Raw genomic sequence first — 16964 nt, forward strand, 5'->3', positions numbered from 1 at the left:
CTGCCGCGCTTTCTTAATTTGGTGACATGGCACGAAACGGGCGATCGAATGACTGGGGCTTTCCCCGCTGGCGCAGCTACGGCGCGACGCGTGAGGCGCAGACCGTGCGGCTGTGCGACCGGCATGGCTGCGACAGGCCCGGCGACTGCCCAGCGCCCAAATCGCCCAACAGCCGCGAACGCTGGTATTTCTGTGCCGATCACGCGGGGGAATATAACCGCAACTGGGACTATTTTCAGGGTCTCGATCAAGAAGAGCGCGAGCAGCGCGAACGGGCCGAGCAGCGGGAAGCGAACGGATTCCAGTCGAGCGCCTATCATGGCTGGGGCGGCCCCGGCGACGGCAGCCGTTCGCGGGACGAGCTTCATGCCTTGAAAGCACTGGAGCTGGAAGACCATGCGGATTTCGAGGCGGTGAAGAAAAGCTGGCGGCGGCTGGCGAAGGAATATCATCCCGATGTGAAGCCGGGGGACGCGCAAGCCGCCGTCCGTTTTCAGACGATCCAGGCCGCCTATGAAGTGCTGCGCGCCGCCGAGGAAAGGCGGACCTGGAAGCCGCGGGAGGCGGCGGATTGAAGGATCATGTCCAGTCGAACTGGTCCAGCGCGATTCTGGTATGCCGCAAATGTTCGAAGAAGGTGGAAGGCGGCTTTGGTCCCGATGGGGATGAGCGGCTGGCGAAAGCGCTGCGCCGACATCTGAAGCTCAAGAAGGGGCGCAAGGCGGCGGCGGGCATCGTCGAGGTCAATTGCCTGGGCATCTGTCCCAAGGGCGCGGTCACGGTGATCAACGGCGCGCAAAGCCGTGAATGGCTGCTGGTCCGGCCCTGCGCGGATCTGGACGACCTGGCGCGCAAACTGGATCTGCTGGCTGGAGAAGTCCATCCTCCGGGTTAAGGGAATCATGCTCCTGCGAAGGCAGGAGTCCGGAGCAGAGGAAGGAACCAGGCTCCTGTCTTGGGCAGGAGCGCAACATATTTCCAGGCGAAATTTGCTTTTCAGCCCGCATGGTTTGACCGCCCGCCGCTGTCCCAGCGGCGGGCGGATCGGGATCAGGCCGGCTGGTCGGCGCGGCTCACGCCCTGACCGTCCAGATTCTGGGCGGCGAAGTCCCAGTTGATCGCTTCCTTGAGCACCCGGTCGGCATAGTTGGGGCGCGCGTTGCGATAGTCGATATAATAGGCATGTTCCCACACATCGAGGATCAGCAGCGGCGCATGACCATCATGCGCGACCGGCGTGTCGGCGTCGTGATAGCTGGTCACTTCCAGCTTGCCGTCCTTGAGGATCAGAGCGGCCCAGCCGCTCGCGAAATGGCCGACCGCTTCGGCCTTCAGCTTTTCGACGAGTGCGTCGACCGAGCCGAAACCCTCGTTGATGAGGTCGAGCAGCTTGCCAGCGGGCGCGGTCTTCGTGGGCGAGAGCGACTGCCAGTAGAAGGTGTGGTTCCAGATCTGGCCGACCTGGTTGAACAAGCCGCCTTTCGACGATTTGATCAATTCGACCAGCGACTTGCCCTGCTGCGCGGAATCGGCGGCGATCAGGTCGTTCGCCTTCACCACATAGGCATTGTGATGCTTGCCATGGTGATAGTCGAAGGTTTCGGCGGACAGGATGTCGCCGAACGCATCCTTGGCATAGGGCAGGTCAGGCAGAACAAAGGCCATGGTTTTTCTCCTCGGTTTTTGGTGGACGGCCACATAACGGCTGGCGCGCCCGAAGGCTCCGCCTGTTCCCTAGCAGGGAAAGGCACACGGGAAAGACGATTTTTTGTTGCCAGGCCCCGTGAAAAATATTCATGTGAACATCGGCATGATGCGGATCGGTTGCGTCGCAGCGATCAGGGCTATTCGCGCCTTTACCCCTGCGGCGGGGTGGTTTCGCCGATTTCGTCCGCGGCGGGTTCTTCGCCCAGCGACAGGCCGTGGCGCATCAGCATCGGGATGTTGGCAACCGCAAAGACGACCGAGACGATGGTGACGCCCCACACCTTGACCGCCAGCCACGCATCGAAGCTCATCGAGCGGCGCATGACTTCGTTCGCCACCGCCATGGCGACGAAGAACAGCGCCCAGTTGCGGGAAAGCTTGAGCCAGCCTTCGTGCGTCAGGCCGTCATAAGCCGCCTGGAGAAGATATTTGAGCAGCGGCTTGCCCCGCACCAACCCCGCGAACAGCATCAGAGCGAAGAAGGCGTAGATGATGGTCGGCTTGATCTGAATGAAGCGCTGGTCGTGGAAATAGATGGTCAGGCCGCCGAAAAAGAGGATCAACAGCGCCGAGAGCCACAACATCGGCGATACGCGGCCCAGCTTCACCTTCGAAACGATGACCGCGATCACGATGGACAGCATGAAAGCGGCGGTGCTGAAGGTCATCGCCGTGATGGGATTGCCCGGACCCCAGATCCAGCCCGCGCCCTTGTAGGTGAGGAAGAAGACCAGCAGCGGCCCGAAATCGAGCATGAGGCTGAGCGTGCCATTGTGGGGGGATTTGGTATCAGCCATAAGTCTTTCTACTTCCGTTCGGGCTGAGCCTGGCTCACCGCGCATAAGCCGTCCCCGCAATCGCCTTCGCCATATCGGTGGGGTCGAAGGGATGCAGATCCTCTATCTTCTCGCCCACGCCGATGGCGTGGATGGGCAGGCGGTATTTGTCCGCCGCCGCGACCAGCACGCCGCCGCGCGCGGTGCCGTCCAGCTTGGTCATGACGAGGCCCGTGACCTGCGCCACTTCCTTGAACACCTCGATCTGGCTCAATGCATTCTGTCCCGTGGTGGCGTCCAGCACCAGCACGACGTCATGGGGCGCCGCCGGGTTCAACCGGCCGAGCACGCGGCGTATCTTCGCCAGCTCGTCCATCAGCTCGGTCTTGTTCTGAAGGCGTCCTGCCGTGTCGACGATCAGCACGTCGATGCCGGTCGCCGTCGCCTGCTTCACCGCGTCGAAGACGATGCCCGCCGCGTCGCCGCCTTCCTTGCCCGCCACGATGGGGATGCCGAGCCGGTCGGCCCAGACCTTGAGTTGCCCGATCGCCGCCGCGCGGAAGGTGTCGCCCGCCGCCAGCATCACGCCATAATCCTGCTCCAGGAACAGGTTGGCGAGCTTGGCGATGGTGGTGGTCTTGCCGGAGCCGTTGACGCCGATGACGAGGATCACCTGCGGACGCGGGAAGGCTTCGATCTCCAGCGGGCGGGCCACGGGGGTCAGCACCTTCTCGATCTCCTCCGCGATGATCTCGCGCAGATATTCCTCGGTCAGTTCGCGGTTGTAACGCCCTTCGGACAGGCGGTCGCGCACGCGCGCGGCCATGGCGGGACCAAGGTCGCTGACGATCAGCGCTTCCTCGATCTCGTCCAGCGTCTGTTCGTCCAGCGCGGCCTTGGTGAAAAGGCCGGTCAGGTTCTCGCCGAGCTTGTCGGATGTGCGCTTGAGACCGCCGAACAGGCGGTCGCGCCAGCTATTGCCGGATTCAGTCATCCAGCGCCTCTTGCGCGATCAGCGCGTCCTTCTCAAGCCCCGTGATACGCGCGCGGACGATGGAGGAGGGGAGCTGCGGCGCCGCGAAGCGGACGGGCGCGAAATTTTCGGCATGGCCGCTGGCGCCGTTGCGTTCGACCAGCACGGATTGGGTCGTGTCGACAAGGCTTTGAAGCCAGCGCTGCCGTTCCTCAGCGCAAGCCGCGCGCAACCGGGCGGCACGGGCCTTGATCGTTGCGCGGTCGACCTGCGGCATCCGGGCGGCGGGCGTGCCCGCACGCGGCGAATAGGGGAAGATGTGGCCGTGGACGATTTGGCACTCCCTTATCAGGCGGAGGCTGTTTTCGAACATCGCTTCGTCCTCGGTCGGGAAGCCCGCGATGATGTCCGCGCCGATGCTGATCTCTGGCCGGGCGCTTTTCAGGCGTTCGACGATGCGGACGGCGTCGGCGCGGGCGTGGCGGCGCTTCATGCGCTTCAATATCATGTCGTCGCCCGATTGCAGCGACAGATGCAAATGCGGCATCATCCGCGGTTCGTGGGCGAGCAGATCGAACAGGCGCTCGTCGATCTCCACGCTGTCGAGGGAGGAGAGGCGCAGGCGCGGGAGGTCCGGCACGCCCTTTAACATGCGTTCGACGAGGAGACCGAGCGAGGGGCTGCCGGGGAGGTCCGGACCGTAGCTGGTGACATCGACGCCGGTGAGGACGATTTCCTGATAGCCCGCATCCACCAGTTGCTTCGCCTTTTCGATGACCGCGCCCGCCGGGACGGAGCGGCTGTTCCCCCGGCCATAGGGGATGATGCAGAAGGTGCAGCGATGATCGCAGCCATTCTGCACTTCCAGGAAAGCGCGGGCATGTTCGGAGAAGGCGCTCGCCATGTGCGGCGCGGTGTCGCGCACGGCCATGATGTCGGAGACATGGAGCTTGGCGCCAACGCCGCTCGTGTCGAGCGCAGTCGAGAAACCTTCGCGCGCCCGCGTCTCGACTGCGCTCGACACGAGCGGGCGATAGGAACCGGCCTCCATCTTCTCCCGGTTGCCCAGCACCGCGTCCACTTCCGGCATGGCGGCGAAGGTCTGCGGCTCGGTCTGCGCCGCGCAGCCCGTCACCATGATCCGCGCGCCTGGGCGCTCGCGGCGGGCACGGCGGATCGCTTGACGGGCTTGCCGCACGGCTTCGGTGGTCACGGCGCAGCTATTGACGACAATCAGGTCGTCCTGACCCGCCGCCATTTCCCGGATCGCCTCGCTCTCCGCGATATTGAGGCGGCAGCCGAGCGTGATGATTTCCGGTCCGCCCATCAGAAGCGCGACCAGTCAGCCTCGCCGTCGAAGACATGAGTGGCCGGGCCGGTCATGCGGATCGTGCCGCCGGGCGTCCAGCCGATCACCAGATCACCGCCGGGCAGGCTGACCGTCATGGGACCAATCATCAGTTTGCGCCGGATCGCGGCTACCGCAGTGGCGCAGGCCCCGGTGCCGCAGGCGCGCGTCAGGCCCGCGCCCCGCTCCCAGACGATAAGGCGCAGATGATTGTCGCCCGCGACCTGCGCGAAATTGACGTTCACGCGCTCGGGAAAGAGCGGATCATTCTCGATGATCGGGCCAAGGCGCGGAATGTCCACCGCGTCCAGATCGTCGCAGAAGAAGATGACATGCGGGTTGCCGACATTGACGGCGGCGGGCGCGGGAAGGTCTTCCCAGCTTGCCTGCATGGTGAGGGTGTCCATGGCATAAGCAAGCGGGATCGCGTCCCAGTCGAAGCGGGGCCGGCCCATGTCGACACTCACGCCGCCCTCTACCTCCTTGGCATCGAGCAGACCCGCCTTCGTTTCGATCAGCACGTCGCGGCCCATGAACAAGGGCACGCAGCGGGTCGCGTTGCCGCAGGCTTCCACTTCGCTGCCGTCCGCGTTGAATATCCGCATCGATACATCGGCCCGGTCGGATGCGCCGATGAGGATGAGCTGGTCGCAGCCGATGCCCGCATGACGGTCGGCGATGGCTTGCGCGCGCGCGGCCGTCATCTCGACCGCGCCGTCCCGCGCGTCGATCACGACGAAGTCGTTGCCCAGGCCATGCATCTTCGAAAAGCGTCCCATATGGGAGCGCATGTAGGGGAAGGGGGGGCAAAAGGCCAGTGGGCGCAAGCGGCACGACGGTTTACGGGGGTCGGCTTGCGCTTTGGCCGGGGGTGCGCTAAGACGCGCTCGCAATCGGGCGATTTCGATGGCCCGATACCCTGACACATCCATGGGGCGCAGGTAGCGCTTTATATGGACGCTGGCCGGCGAGGTTTCGCCCGCCGGCGATTTTGTCGTTTGACGGGTATGCACGGTTTTGCGGGCCATACGGCCCATTGAGGTGATGATGTTCGATTCGCTAAGCGATCGTCTGGGCGGGGTATTCGACAAGCTTCGGGGGCGTGGCGCGCTCACGGAGGACGATGTCCGCGCAGCCATGCGCGAGGTGCGAATCGCGCTGCTGGAAGCCGACGTGGCGTTGCCGGTCGTGCGCCAGTTCGTGGACGACGTGACTGAACAGGCCGTCGGCCAGAATGTGCTGCGCTCGGTGACGCCGGGCCAGCAGGTGGTGAAGATCGTCAGCGACGCGCTGGCCGCCGTGCTGGGGTCTGAAACCTCCGAACTGCTGATCGACGTGACCCCGCCCGCCGTCATCATGATGGTCGGCCTTCAGGGGTCGGGTAAGACCACCTCCACCGCGAAGATTGCCAAGCGCCTCAAGGACAAGGAGCGCAAGAAGGTGCTGATGGCGTCGCTCGACGTGCAGCGCCCCGCCGCGCAGGAACAGCTTGCCGTGCTCGGCACGCAGGCCGATGTGGCGACGCTGCCCATCGTTCCGGGCCAGCAGCCGGTCGAGATCGCGAGGCGCGCGCTTCAGTCGGCGAAGCTCCAGGGCTTCGATGTGGTCATGCTCGACACCGCCGGTCGCCTCCACGTCGATCAGGCGCTGATGGACGAGATGAAGGCGGTCGCCGATGCGAGCGATCCGGCCGAAATCCTGCTGGTGGTCGATTCGCTGACAGGTCAGGATGCGGTGAATGTCGCGCAGAGCTTCACGGCTCAGGTGCCGCTGACCGGCGTGGTCCTCACCCGCATGGATGGCGACGCGCGCGGCGGCGCGGCGCTTTCGATGCGCGCCGTCACCGGGCGCCCGATCAAGTTCGCGGGCACCGGCGAAAAGCTCGATGCCATCGAACCTTTCCACCCGCAGCGCGTCGCGCAGCGCATCCTTGGCATGGGCGATGTGGTGTCGCTGGTCGAAAAAGCCGCCGAGACGATCGATGCCGAGGAAGCCGACAAGCTCGCCAAGAAGATGGCCAAGGGTCAGTTCGACATGAACGATCTGCGCGCCCAGCTCAACCAGATGCGCCGCATGGGCGGCCTTGGCGCGCTTGCCGGGATGATTCCCGGCCTCAAGAAGGCGCAGGCGGCGATGGCCGGCAGCGGCGCGAACGACAAGACGCTGCTGCATCTGGACGCCATGATCGGTTCCATGACGCCCAAGGAGCGGGAGAAGCCCGCCCTCATCAACGCCAAGCGCAAGATCCGCATCGCCAAGGGCAGCGGGACGACGGTGCAGGAAGTCAATCGCCTCCTGAAAATGCATCAGGAAATGGAAACGGCGATGAAGAAGATCCGCAAGATGGGCGGTCTCAAGGGGCTGGGCAAGCTGTTCGGCGGAGGCGGGCTGGGCGGAATGCTGGGCGGTCCCGACAGCGGGGCCGGCGCGCCGGATCTGTCTGGGCTTGGCGGGCTTGGCGGCAATATGCCCAAACTCCCGCCCGGTTTTCAGAATTTCATGAAGAAATAAGTGTTTTCAATAATTTATATTAGATCAGAAAGGTAAGGTTGGTTATCCATGGCAACGTCCATTCGTCTTTCGCGCGGCGGTTCCAAGAAGCGTCCCTATTATCGCATCGTCGTGGCCGACAGCCGCGCCCCGCGTGACGGCAAGTTCATCGAGCGCATCGGCAGCTACAACCCCGTCCTGCCCAAGGGCGACGAAAAGCGCGTTGTCCTGGACGTCGAGCGGGCGAAGCACTGGGTTGCCGCCGGCGCGCAGCCGACCGACCGCGTGGCCCGCTTCCTCGACGCCGCGGGCGTGAAGGAACGCGCCGCCCGCAATAACCCGCAGAAGGCGGAACCGGGCCAGAAGGCCAAGGATCGCGCTGAAGATCGCGCCACCAAGGCTGCCGAGGCCGAGGAAGCCGCGAAGGCCGCCGCCGAAGCCGAAACCGTGGAAGTGGTCGCGGAAGCGCTGGACGAAGCGACGCCCGAAGCCGCTCCGGATGCTGCTCCCGAAGCGCCCGCTGAAGAGCAGGCCGAAGGCTGAACGCTTTGACCGACAAGCCCGTCACCCTGGCCGTCATCATCGGTGCGCATGGTGTGGCGGGCGAAGTCCGTCTGAAGCTCTTTGGCGAGGGTGCGGAAACGCTCAAGGGCTATAAGAGCTTCGACGTCGGAGGGCGCGTGCTGACGCTCAAGTCGGTGCGCCCCGGCCCCAATGGCGCGGTGGCGCGCTTTGCCGAGATCGGCAATCGCAGCGACGCGGAATCCTTGCGCGGCACGGAACTCACCATCCCGCGCTCCGCCCTTCCCGCGCTGGACGAGGGCGAATATTATCATGTCGATCTGATCGGCCTGCCCTGCGTGTCCAGCGAGGGCGAGGCGCTGGGCGCGATCGTCGCGGTCGAGAATTTCGGCGCGGGCGACATTATCGAGATCGAACGGCCCGGCGTGGAAGGGAAGGGCGGTAAACGCTTCATGGCCCCGATGCACGCCGTTACGCTGGCCGATGGCCAAGCCGTGATCGAAGCGGCCTTCGCGGCCTGAACCGATCCTTATGCAGACATTTCTGGCTATCCTCTATCCGGTGGTGCTGGCGGCAATCGGCTGGGCGATCTGGGGGACGCGTTCCCACTGGGCGGCGCGGCTGTTGGCGGCGTTGCTCATCGTGGCGATAGCGCCCGCCTTCTTCATCCTGCCGACCCTCAGCGGGGCGCCGCAGGGCTTTGACGATCTGGCGCGCGCCATTGGCTGGCTGGTGCTGGGCGTGGGCGGGATCGCCTGCCTCGCGGGTATCGGCCTGCGTTGCTGCATGAGGGCGCGATGAGCTTTACCGCGCAGATATTGACCCTTTACCCCGAGATGTTCCCGGGACCGTTGGGTTACTCGCTCGCGGGCCGGGCGCTGGCGGAGGGCAGATGGTTCTGTGATCCCATCCATATCCGCGACTTCGCGACTGACCGGCATCGCACCGTGGACGACACGCCCGCAGGCGGCGGCGCGGGCATGGTGCTGCGCGTCGACATCCTCGCAAAGGCCGTGGATCATGCGCTGGAGAAGCGTCCGGATTTGCCGGTCGTCGCCATGACGCCGCGCGGCGCGCCGGTCACGCAGGGACGCGTGCGAAGCCTCGCAGTGGGGCCGGGCGCCACGATCCTCTGCGGTCGGTTCGAAGGGTTTGACGAGCGCATTTTCGAAGGCCGCCCGGTCGAGCAGCTCTCCATGGGTGACATCATCCTGTCGGGTGGAGAGATGGGCGCGCTGATGCTGCTGGATGCTTGCGTTCGGTTGCTTCCCGGTGTAATGGGCGCGGCTTCCAGCGGGGACGAGGAAAGCTTTGAAAGGGGCCTTCTTGAATATCCGCACTATACCCGGCCCGCTGAGTGGGAAGGGCGCACGATCCCGCAAGTGTTGCGATCGGGGGATCATGCGAAGATCGCCGCCTGGCGGAAACGAAGGGCGGAAGATGACACACGGCTAAGGCGGCCGGACCTTTGGGAACGCCATATCGGCGTTCGGGACCAGTCGCCCTCTGGTGCGCAACGCGAAGATAAGGACTGAGTTAAATGAACTTGATCCAGCAGATCGAGGCCGAAAACATCGCGGCCCTAGCTAAGGATATTCCCGATTTCCGTCCGGGCGACACGCTGCGCGTCGGCGTGAAGGTCGTCGAAGGCGACCGCAGCCGCGTCCAGAATTATGAAGGCGTGTGCATCGCCCGCTCGAACAAGGGCATGGGTTCCAACTTCACCGTTCGCAAGATCTCGTTCGGCGAAGGCGTGGAGCGTGTATTCCCGCTCTATTCGCCCAATCTCGATTCGATCACCGTGGTCCGTCGTGGCGTCGTACGCCGCGCGAAGCTCTATTATCTGCGCGGCCGCACCGGCAAGCGCGCCCGCATCGCCGAACGCCGCGACGTCCGCAGCGAGGATTGATCCTCCGCGCGGTTGACGAAAGCCGTGACATGAAACAGGCGGCGCTCCTTGGAGCGCCGCCTGTTTTCATTGGGGGCGTGGAGTGTATATGTTCGCGCCTTGCGATAAGCCGTGGAACAGCCGACGCGCATCATGAAAATGGTTTAGTTTGCGGAGTCGGCCTGCTCTTCGGACCCGTTAAAGGCGAGCGCTTCGGCGCCGCCTATGTTTCGTTCGCCCGAAAATAGCTGGTCCAATCGGTTCCGGATGTCCTGCCGGTAGTTTTCCGAAACGATCGCCCGTGGAGCGGATATTTCGATTTCATGCGCTATGGCGACCTTGATCCGCTCCATTGCGGCATCGTCGAGCACATTGGCGCGTCGTAATTCGGTGCAGAGTTGCAGTAGGCCCGTCGCCGTAGCCTGTGCGCGCAAACCGACATTCGTCAGGTCGAAATGCAGTTTCTTGTGCTTGTCAAAATCCATCGTCATTTCTGAGTTCCTCCCCGGCTATATGGTATCGCATCATGCAACCGTTGAGCGAGACAATCCAGTCCTCCGTCAAGGAGGCGAACTGCCGGATGCGGCGATCGGTTCCCGAACGCGGTCGTCAAACCTCCCCGAACGGCAACAGCCTTTCATACACTGCCAGGCCCGGCTTGCCCTCCACCGCTGCGCCGCGCCGCATCAGGAAGGCATGGCGGACGATCTCCGCCTGCTGCTCCAGCCCATAGTGGCGGAAGGGCTTGCCCGGCGCGATATCATAACCGTAGCGGCAGAAAGGATGGCGCATTAGCGGCAGATACCATTTTCCGCCGCGCTGGGCCTGCCACACATGGGTCATCTCATGAATGAACAGCCCCTGCAGATGAAGCGGGCCGCCGCAGAAATCGACGCAGAACAGGTTGCTTGCGGGATGGAACCACAAGTCGCCGTCCGGGGCCATCGTCACGCGCCGGGGCTGGAAGGGCCACCATTTGCGATTATGCACCCCCACCCGGTCATAGGCGATGCTCTCACCGAAGACCGACCGGGCAAGCGCGATCTCACCCGGCGTCAGGGCGCGGCTGGTCAATGTTCCTTATGCTCGTTCGTCTTGGCCGCCGGCTCGCCCGGCTTCCTGATCACCGCGTCCACCAGCAGGCGGTCGCCGTTGGAAAGCAGAAAGGTGAACTGCATCTTGCCCCGGCTGATCGCGGTGTCATTCACTCCCCACAGCATTAGGTGCTTTCCGCCCGGCGCAAAGGTCACGGTGCTCTTGGCCGGGATGTCGACGCTGGAGAGCGGTTTCATCGTCATAACGCCGTTTTCGCTGACGCTCTCATGCATCTCCACCTTCAGCGCATAATCGGTCAGTACGCCGCGCAATTGCACGTCGCTCGCCCCGCCATGGGCCACGAAATAACCGGCTGACGGCGTGTCCTTGTTGGGACTGAGGCGCACCCATGCCTGGTCGATATAGGTCGGCGCTGGATCGCCGCACGCGCTCAGGGCCAGCGGCGCGGCAAGGATGATGAAGGGAAGAATCGCGCGCATGGAATGGCCTTTCGGGACTGTCTCGTTTCCGGTCGGTTCTCTAGCTAATCGCCGCGGCTTCTTGTGCCAAGAAAAAGCGCGCCTATATCCCGCATGCAAACGGTCTTGCCTTGGCGCTTTCGTGAGGTATGGGGCCGTCAACCGCTGAATATGATTTGGGGTTCAAAGAGGAAAAGATGGCAAAAGTAATCGGTATCGATCTGGGCACCACCAACAGCTGCGTGGCCGTGATGGACGGCAACAAGCCCAAGGTCATTGAAAATGCGGAAGGCGCGCGCACCACGCCCTCCATCGTCGCCTTCGCCAAGGACGGCGAGCGGCTGATCGGCCAGCCCGCCAAGCGTCAGGCCGTGACCAATCCGGACAACACGATTTTCGCGGTGAAGCGCCTGATCGGCCGCCGTTTCGACGATCCCACGACGAAGAAGGACATGGAACTGGTCCCTTATTCGATCGTGAAGGGACCGAATGGCGACGCATGGGTCAACGCGGGTGGCAAGGATTACAGCCCGTCGCAAATCTCCGCCTTCACGCTCCAGAAGATGAAGGAAACCGCCGAGAGCTATCTGGGCGAGACGGTCACGCAGGCGGTTATCACCGTTCCGGCCTATTTCAACGACGCCCAGCGTCAGGCGACCAAGGACGCGGGGCAGATTGCGGGCCTGGAAGTGCTGCGGATCATCAACGAGCCGACAGCGGCCGCGCTTGCCTACGGGCTTGAGAAGCAGGACGGCAAGACCATCGCGGTCTATGACCTTGGCGGCGGCACCTTCGACATTTCCATCCTGGAAATCGGCGATGGCGTGTTCGAAGTGAAGTCCACCAATGGCGACACGTTCCTGGGGGGCGAGGATTTCGACGCCAAGCTGGTGGAATATCTGGCCGCCGACTTCAAGAAGGAAGAAGGCATCGACCTCACCAAGGACAAGCTGGCGCTCCAGCGGCTGAAGGAAGCCGCCGAAAAGGCGAAGATTGAGCTGTCCTCGGCCCAGTCGACCGAAGTGAACCTGCCCTTCATCACCGCCGACCAGAATGGTCCCAAGCATCTGGTGAAGAATATCACCCGCGCCGATTTGGAACGGCTGGTGGCCGACCTCATCAAGCGGACCATGGAACCCTGCAAGAAGGCGCTGGCCGATGCAGGCGTTTCGGCCGCCGAGATCAGCGAAGTCGTTCTCGTGGGCGGCATGACCCGCATGCCCAAGGTGCGCGAGGCCGTGAAGGAATTTTTCGGCAAGGAACCGCACACCGGCGTGAATCCGGACGAAGTCGTCGCCATGGGCGCGGCGATTCAGGCGGGCGTGCTGCAGGGCGACGTCAAGGACGTGCTGCTGCTCGACGTGACCCCGCTGAGCCTCGGCATCGAAACGCTGGGCGGCGTGTTCACCCGCATGATCGACCGCAACACCACGATCCCGGCCAAGAAGTCGCAGGTCTATTCCACCGCTGACGACAATCAGCAGGCGGTGACGATCCGCGTGTTCCAGGGCGAGCGTGAAATGGCGGCGGACAACAAGCTGCTGGGTCAGTTCGACCTGGTCGGCATCCCGCCCGCGCCGCGCGGCGTGCCGCAGATCGAGGTGACGTTCGACATCGACGCCAACGGCCTCGTCAACGTCAGCGCCAAGGACAAGGGCACTGGCAAGGAGCAGCAGATCCGCATCCAGGCTTCGGGCGGCCTGTCCGACGCCGACATCGATCAGATGGTGAAGGACGCCGAACGCTTCGCCGAAGAGGACAAGAAGCGCCGCGAGTCGGCCGAGGCGAAGAACAACGCCGAAAGCCTGGTCCATACCACCGAACAGCAGCTTTCCGAGCATGGCGACAAGGTGGACGCGGCCCTCAAGTCCGAGATCGAAACCGCGATTGCCGCGACCAAGTCCGCGATCGAGGGCGGGGACGCCGAAGACATGAAGACCAAGGCGCAGGAACTTGCCACGGTCGCCATGAAGCTCGGCCAGGCGATCTATGAGAAGGAACAGGCTGCGGCTGCTTCTCCAGACGCCGAAGCGCCGAAGGCGGAGGACGATGTCGTCGATGCCGAATTTTCGGAAGTGGACGAGAACAACAAGGCATAAGGCCCGATGAAACGCTTCTCGACTTCGCCCCGCGCGGACGGCATGGTATCTGACCAGCGTGATCGTTCGGGGCGGAGCCGGGGAATGTGCGCGCCGGGGGCGAGATGACTACCGAAATCGACTATTATTCGCTGCTCGAGGTGGAACGCACGGCGGACGCCACGACCATCAAGAGCGCCTATCGCAAGCTGGCGATGAAATATCACCCGGACAAGACCGGGGGATGCACCGACGGCGAGGCCCGGTTCAAGGCCGTGTCCGAAGCCTATGAGTGCCTGAAGGACCCGCAGAAACGCGCGGCCTATGACCGTTACGGTCATGCCGCCTATACCAATGCCCAGAATGGCGGCGGTGGCGGTTTCAATGGCGGGCGCGGCGCGGGCGGTTTTTCCGATCTGGGCGATATTTTCGAGACGATCTTCGGCCAGGCCGGTTTCGGCGGCGGCGGGGGACGTCAGGCCCAGCGGCGCGGCGCCGATCTGCGTTACGACATGGAGATCACGCTCGACGAAGCCTATCACGGCAAGCAAAGCGAAATCCAGATCGAAGTGTCCGCGCCCTGCGACGCCTGCGAGGGATCGGGCGCGCAGCCGGGCACGGGCGTCAAGAGCTGTGGCACTTGCGGCGGTCATGGACAGGTCCGGGCGCAGCAGGGCTTCTTCGTGGTGGAGCGCACCTGCCCGTCCTGCCATGGCGCGGGTCAGGTCATCGAAAATCCCTGCCGTTCCTGCCGGGGCGAAGGAAGGGTGGACAGACCCAAGACGTTGTCGGTCAATATTCCGGCCGGCGTCGACGAAGGAACCCGCATCCGCCTGACCGGCGAAGGTGAGTGCGGCGCGCGCGGCGCGCCTCCGGGCGATCTCTACATCTTCCTGCATGTGAAGCGGCACCCGATCTTCGAGCGCGACGGCACGACGCTGTTCTGCCGCGCCCCGGTCAGCTTCACCACGGCGTCGCTGGGCGGCACGATCGAAGTGCCCGGCCTCGACGGCAGCCGGCATGAAATCAAGATTCCGAGCGGCATCCAGTCCGGCAAGCAGATCCGCCAGCGCGGCGTGGGCATGCCGGTGCTGAACGGACGCGGGCAGGGCGATCTGGTCATCCAGGTCGACGTCGAAACCCCGACCAAGCTCAGTGCCCGCCAGCGCGAACTGCTCGAAGCCTTCCGCGAAACGGAAACGGGAGAGGAGTGTCCCCAATCCACCGGCTTCTTCAGCAAGCTCAAGGAACTCTGGGGCGACTGATACCCTCGCCAAGGCAAAATTTTGAAGCCGGAAACAGTCTTCCCCTGTTTCCGGCTTTTTTTCTTTGCGTATAGATGTTCGGTGACGGCTTACGACCATTTTCCGATATTCAATGTCCGTCATCCCAGCGAAAGCCGGGATCTCCCTTGAGCTTGGTCTCACCACCCCGTCATGTCATGCCCCCGCCTGACTGTCCAACCGGGTCAGTGCCCATGCCGGCTGGTCCACCACAGTCCGGCGAGACTGATCGCTGCCGCCGCCGACATATAAAGCCCCACCAGTTCAATACCCTGTGCCGCGATCAGCCATGTCGCGACGATGGGGGCCAGCGCGCCGCCGATGATCCCGCCCAGATTGAAGGAGAAGGATGCGCCGGTATAGCGCAATTGCACCGGGAACAGCGCGGGCAGATAGGCGCCCAGCGGCCCGTAGACAAAGCCCATCATGAACAGAGCGAGGCTCAGGATCAGGAAGATCGGCAACAGCGCGCCCGTGCCCATGGCCGGACCGAAGGCGATGCCCATGAGCACCGTGCCGACGCATCCAATGACCAGTACGCGCGTCGGGCTGCTCCTGTCAGCCCACCATCCGGCCAGGATGATACTGAGTGCCATGAACAGGATCGCGCCCAACTGGGCCGCGAGGAAGATTTCGCGGTCGATCTTCAATATGGTCGTGCCATATCCCAGCGCAAAAGCGGTCGCGATATAATAGATGGCGAAGCAGGCCACCACGGCGAAGGTGCCCGCGATCGCCGCGCCCAGATGGCTTTGGAACAGTGTGGCGAGCGGTACGGCGGGCGGCGGCGCTTCGGCTTGCGCGGCCGCGAATTCGGGCGTTTCGGTGAGCTTCAGGCGGACCCACAGGCCGAGGAACACCAGCACCGCGCTGCCCAGGAAAGGCAGGCGCCAGCCCCAGGCGAAAAACGCCTCGTCGCTCAGCCACAATCCGAGAGCCAGGAACATGCCGTTGGCAGCCAGAAAGCCGACCGGCGCGCCCAATTGCGGGAACATCCCGAAGCGCGCGCGCCATCCCGGCGGCGCATTCTCCACCGCCAGCAGCGCCGCGCCGCCCCATTCCCCGCCAAGGCCCAGGCCCTGTCCGAATCGCAGGATGCACAGGATCAGCGGCGCCCACCAGCCGATCGTCTGGTAAGTCGGCAGGAACCCGATGGCGAGCGTGGAGCCGCCCATCAGCATCAGCGAAATGACCAGCGTCACCTTCCGCCCCACGCGGTCGCCATAATGGCCGAACACCGCCGCGCCCAAGGGCCGGGCAAAGAAGGCGAGCGACAGGCTGCCATAGGACGCCATCAACTGCGCGGTGGGGGAGGATGCCGGGAAGAACAGCGCGGGAAAGATCAGGCTGGCGGCCGTCGCATAGATGTAGAAGTCGTAGAATTCGACCGCCGTGCCGATCAGGCTCGCCCCCAGCACCCGCCGATGACGCCACATCGCGCCCATGCCGCTGTCATTCCCCATCCCGTTTCCCCCGATTATCTTTTCCGCTGCTGGTTCAGCAATTCATAGGCCATCACCGCACAGGCGACGGCGGCGTTCAGGCTGTCCGCCTTGCCCATCATCGGCATTTTCACAAGCAGGTCGCATTCGGCCTCATAGGTTTCCGGCAGGCCCTGCGCTTCGTTTCCGACCAGCAGGAAGGACGGACCATGATAGCGCGGCTCCTGATAGTCCTGCGCGGCTTTCAGGCTGGTGCCGATGAGTTCGCCGGGACCGGCGCGCAGCCATGCCGTGAACTCGCCCCAACGCGCCTGCGTGATCGACTGGGTGAAGAGCGCGCCCATGCTCGCCCGCACCGATTCGACCGAAAAGGGATCGACGCAATCGTCGATCAGGATCAGCCCGCCCGCGCCCACCGCGTCGCCCGTCCGCAGGATCGTGCCCAGATTGCCCGGATCGCGCAGCGATTGCGCGACGATCCAGATATCGGCCTTCGCCCGGTCGAGCTTCGCCAGCGGGGTGAGGCGGTCGCGATAAACGCCGACCACTGCCTGCGGATTGTCCTTGCCGGAAATCTTCGCGAGGATGTCCGGCGAGGTTTCGATAACGTCGCCGCCCGCCGCTTCCATCGCCGCGATGAGGTCGGCGGCAAGCGGATGCGCGGACCCGGCGTGGAACAGCATTTCGGGCAGCACGCCTTCCTCGCGCGCTTCGGTCAGGATGCGAAGCCCTTCGGCCAGGAACAGACCTTCGGCCTTGCGGAACTTCTTTTCGCGCAGGGACCGGACGCGCTTGACCAGAGGGTTGGAAAATCCGGTGATCTCGCGTGCCACGCCTGTGCCTGTTCTTCGAAAGCGGATGAAGCGGCCTCTCTATAGGGCATGGGTCGAAAAGGGTAGGGGGTGCGTTGATGCTCCGGAAGGGGGAGGTGGCAGGAATCCAC

General features: G+C 63.9%; 20 protein-coding genes. 10 read left to right on the forward strand and 10 right to left on the reverse strand.

From position 1 onward, the window contains the following. The first annotated feature begins 26 nt into the window (after positions 1-26). Both IQ35_RS08155 and IQ35_RS08160 read left to right on the forward strand, forming a co-directional pair. Positions 27-575: a J domain-containing protein gene (locus IQ35_RS08155; RefSeq protein WP_145072596.1), complete on the forward strand. Its 549-nt coding sequence runs from the start codon at positions 27-29 to the stop codon at positions 573-575. Beyond that, entirely contained in the window at positions 548-895 is a 348-nt protein-coding gene (locus tag IQ35_RS08160; RefSeq protein WP_031290779.1) for a hypothetical protein, read from the forward strand. The genes IQ35_RS08155 and IQ35_RS08160 overlap by 28 nt, the downstream gene beginning before the upstream one ends. A 155-nt stretch (positions 896-1050) precedes the next feature. On the opposite strand, the gene IQ35_RS08165 is transcribed toward IQ35_RS08160, so the two are convergent. From IQ35_RS08165 to dapF, 5 genes are all read right to left on the reverse strand, one after another. Beyond that, complete coding sequence (locus IQ35_RS08165; RefSeq protein ID WP_145072599.1) at positions 1051-1665, reverse strand: superoxide dismutase; 615 nt, start codon at positions 1663-1665, stop codon at positions 1051-1053. 191 nt (positions 1666-1856) lie between these two features. Continuing rightward, a complete protein-coding gene (gene ispZ / locus IQ35_RS08170; RefSeq protein WP_021244237.1) occupies positions 1857-2504 on the reverse strand; it encodes a septation protein IspZ in 648 nt (215 codons plus the stop codon). Positions 2505-2538: 34 nt separating this feature from the next. Continuing rightward, positions 2539-3477, reverse strand: a complete 939-nt coding sequence (gene ftsY / locus IQ35_RS08175; RefSeq protein ID WP_021244238.1) for a signal recognition particle-docking protein FtsY — start codon at positions 3475-3477, stop codon at positions 2539-2541. Beyond that, a complete protein-coding gene (gene mtaB / locus IQ35_RS08180; protein WP_059140310.1) occupies positions 3470-4783 on the reverse strand; it encodes a tRNA (N(6)-L-threonylcarbamoyladenosine(37)-C(2))-methylthiotransferase MtaB in 1314 nt (437 codons plus the stop codon). Before mtaB ends, ftsY begins: the two co-directional genes overlap by 8 nt. Then, positions 4783-5583: a diaminopimelate epimerase gene (dapF, locus tag IQ35_RS08185; protein ID WP_145072601.1), complete on the reverse strand. Its 801-nt coding sequence runs from the start codon at positions 5581-5583 to the stop codon at positions 4783-4785. The genes mtaB and dapF overlap by 1 nt, the downstream gene beginning before the upstream one ends. Before the next feature lie 265 nt (positions 5584-5848). Between dapF and ffh the strand changes: the two genes are divergently transcribed. From ffh to rplS, 6 genes are read left to right on the forward strand one after another with little or no spacing between them, the layout of a single operon-like run. Continuing rightward, positions 5849-7315 carry a signal recognition particle protein gene (gene ffh, locus IQ35_RS08190; RefSeq protein WP_021244241.1) on the forward strand — a complete coding sequence of 489 codons (1467 nt, stop codon included), beginning with the start codon at positions 5849-5851 and terminating at the stop codon, positions 7313-7315. 48 nt (positions 7316-7363) lie between these two features. After that, positions 7364-7837, forward strand: a complete 474-nt coding sequence (rpsP, locus tag IQ35_RS08195) for a 30S ribosomal protein S16 (protein WP_021244242.1) — start codon at positions 7364-7366, stop codon at positions 7835-7837. Positions 7838-7842: 5 nt separating this feature from the next. After that, positions 7843-8337, forward strand: coding sequence for a ribosome maturation factor RimM (gene rimM / locus IQ35_RS08200; RefSeq protein WP_021244243.1), 495 nt, complete (start codon positions 7843-7845; stop codon positions 8335-8337). A gap of 10 nt (positions 8338-8347) precedes the next feature. Beyond that, positions 8348-8617 (forward strand): hypothetical protein, encoded by a 270-nt coding sequence (locus tag IQ35_RS08205; protein ID WP_021244244.1) that lies wholly within the window; start codon positions 8348-8350, stop codon positions 8615-8617. Beyond that, positions 8614-9351: a tRNA (guanosine(37)-N1)-methyltransferase TrmD gene (gene trmD, locus IQ35_RS08210; RefSeq protein WP_021244245.1), complete on the forward strand. Its 738-nt coding sequence runs from the start codon at positions 8614-8616 to the stop codon at positions 9349-9351. The genes IQ35_RS08205 and trmD overlap by 4 nt, the downstream gene beginning before the upstream one ends. 5 nt (positions 9352-9356) lie before the next feature. Next, positions 9357-9725, forward strand: coding sequence for a 50S ribosomal protein L19 (gene rplS / locus IQ35_RS08215; RefSeq protein ID WP_021244246.1), 369 nt, complete (start codon positions 9357-9359; stop codon positions 9723-9725). Positions 9726-9868: 143 nt separating this feature from the next. Here the strand turns inward: rplS and IQ35_RS08220 are convergent, their stop codons facing one another. The 3 genes from IQ35_RS08220 to IQ35_RS08230 form a co-directional block, all read right to left on the reverse strand. Beyond that, positions 9869-10195 carry a hypothetical protein gene (locus IQ35_RS08220; RefSeq protein WP_184204867.1) on the reverse strand — a complete coding sequence of 109 codons (327 nt, stop codon included), beginning with the start codon at positions 10193-10195 and terminating at the stop codon, positions 9869-9871. Between the two features lie 118 nt (positions 10196-10313). Beyond that, entirely contained in the window at positions 10314-10778 is a 465-nt protein-coding gene (locus tag IQ35_RS08225; protein WP_145072603.1) for a vgr related protein, read from the reverse strand. Then, positions 10775-11239: a copper chaperone PCu(A)C gene (locus tag IQ35_RS08230; RefSeq protein WP_145072605.1), complete on the reverse strand. Its 465-nt coding sequence runs from the start codon at positions 11237-11239 to the stop codon at positions 10775-10777. The genes IQ35_RS08225 and IQ35_RS08230 overlap by 4 nt, the downstream gene beginning before the upstream one ends. Before the next feature lie 176 nt (positions 11240-11415). Between IQ35_RS08230 and dnaK the strand changes: the two genes are divergently transcribed. Further along, positions 11416-13317: a molecular chaperone DnaK gene (gene dnaK / locus IQ35_RS08235; RefSeq protein ID WP_145072607.1), complete on the forward strand. Its 1902-nt coding sequence runs from the start codon at positions 11416-11418 to the stop codon at positions 13315-13317. A 104-nt stretch (positions 13318-13421) separates the two neighbouring features. Next, positions 13422-14561, forward strand: a complete 1140-nt coding sequence (gene dnaJ / locus IQ35_RS08240; RefSeq protein WP_145072609.1) for a molecular chaperone DnaJ — start codon at positions 13422-13424, stop codon at positions 14559-14561. Positions 14562-14764: 203 nt separating this feature from the next. Here the strand turns inward: dnaJ and IQ35_RS08245 are convergent, their stop codons facing one another. Then, positions 14765-16042, reverse strand: coding sequence for an MFS transporter (locus tag IQ35_RS08245; protein ID WP_145072611.1), 1278 nt, complete (start codon positions 16040-16042; stop codon positions 14765-14767). A gap of 14 nt (positions 16043-16056) precedes the next feature. After that, positions 16057-16854 carry a TrmH family RNA methyltransferase gene (locus tag IQ35_RS08250; RefSeq protein ID WP_021244253.1) on the reverse strand — a complete coding sequence of 266 codons (798 nt, stop codon included), beginning with the start codon at positions 16852-16854 and terminating at the stop codon, positions 16057-16059. Positions 16855-16964: the final 110 nt, after the last annotated feature.

This window comes from Sphingobium wenxiniae (assembly GCF_007830065.1).
In the GTDB taxonomy this organism is placed as follows: Bacteria; Pseudomonadota; Alphaproteobacteria; order Sphingomonadales; family Sphingomonadaceae; genus Sphingobium; species Sphingobium wenxiniae.

Excerpts from the sequence above, each read along its gene's own strand:
- IQ35_RS08245 (WP_145072611.1), bottom strand. The coding sequence starts at position 16,042 with ATGGGGAATGACAGCGGCATGGGCGCGATGTGGCGTCATCGGCGGGTG.
- IQ35_RS08230 (WP_145072605.1), bottom strand. The coding sequence starts at position 11,239 with ATGCGCGCGATTCTTCCCTTCATCATCCTTGCCGCGCCGCTGGCCCTG.
- ispZ (WP_021244237.1), bottom strand. The coding sequence starts at position 2,504 with ATGGCTGATACCAAATCCCCCCACAATGGCACGCTCAGCCTCATGCTC.
- dnaJ (WP_145072609.1), top strand. The coding sequence starts at position 13,422 with ATGACTACCGAAATCGACTATTATTCGCTGCTCGAGGTGGAACGCACG.
- dapF (WP_145072601.1), bottom strand. The coding sequence starts at position 5,583 with ATGGGACGCTTTTCGAAGATGCATGGCCTGGGCAACGACTTCGTCGTG.
- rpsP (WP_021244242.1), top strand. The coding sequence starts at position 7,364 with ATGGCAACGTCCATTCGTCTTTCGCGCGGCGGTTCCAAGAAGCGTCCC.
- ftsY (WP_021244238.1), bottom strand. The coding sequence starts at position 3,477 with ATGACTGAATCCGGCAATAGCTGGCGCGACCGCCTGTTCGGCGGTCTC.
- IQ35_RS08165 (WP_145072599.1), bottom strand. The coding sequence starts at position 1,665 with ATGGCCTTTGTTCTGCCTGACCTGCCCTATGCCAAGGATGCGTTCGGC.
- dnaK (WP_145072607.1), top strand. The coding sequence starts at position 11,416 with ATGGCAAAAGTAATCGGTATCGATCTGGGCACCACCAACAGCTGCGTG.
- IQ35_RS08155 (WP_145072596.1), top strand. The coding sequence starts at position 27 with ATGGCACGAAACGGGCGATCGAATGACTGGGGCTTTCCCCGCTGGCGC.
- trmD (WP_021244245.1), top strand. The coding sequence starts at position 8,614 with ATGAGCTTTACCGCGCAGATATTGACCCTTTACCCCGAGATGTTCCCG.
- IQ35_RS08220 (WP_184204867.1), bottom strand. The coding sequence starts at position 10,195 with ATGACGATGGATTTTGACAAGCACAAGAAACTGCATTTCGACCTGACG.
- mtaB (WP_059140310.1), bottom strand. The coding sequence starts at position 4,783 with ATGGGCGGACCGGAAATCATCACGCTCGGCTGCCGCCTCAATATCGCG.
- ffh (WP_021244241.1), top strand. The coding sequence starts at position 5,849 with ATGATGTTCGATTCGCTAAGCGATCGTCTGGGCGGGGTATTCGACAAG.
- IQ35_RS08205 (WP_021244244.1), top strand. The coding sequence starts at position 8,348 with ATGCAGACATTTCTGGCTATCCTCTATCCGGTGGTGCTGGCGGCAATC.
- rplS (WP_021244246.1), top strand. The coding sequence starts at position 9,357 with ATGAACTTGATCCAGCAGATCGAGGCCGAAAACATCGCGGCCCTAGCT.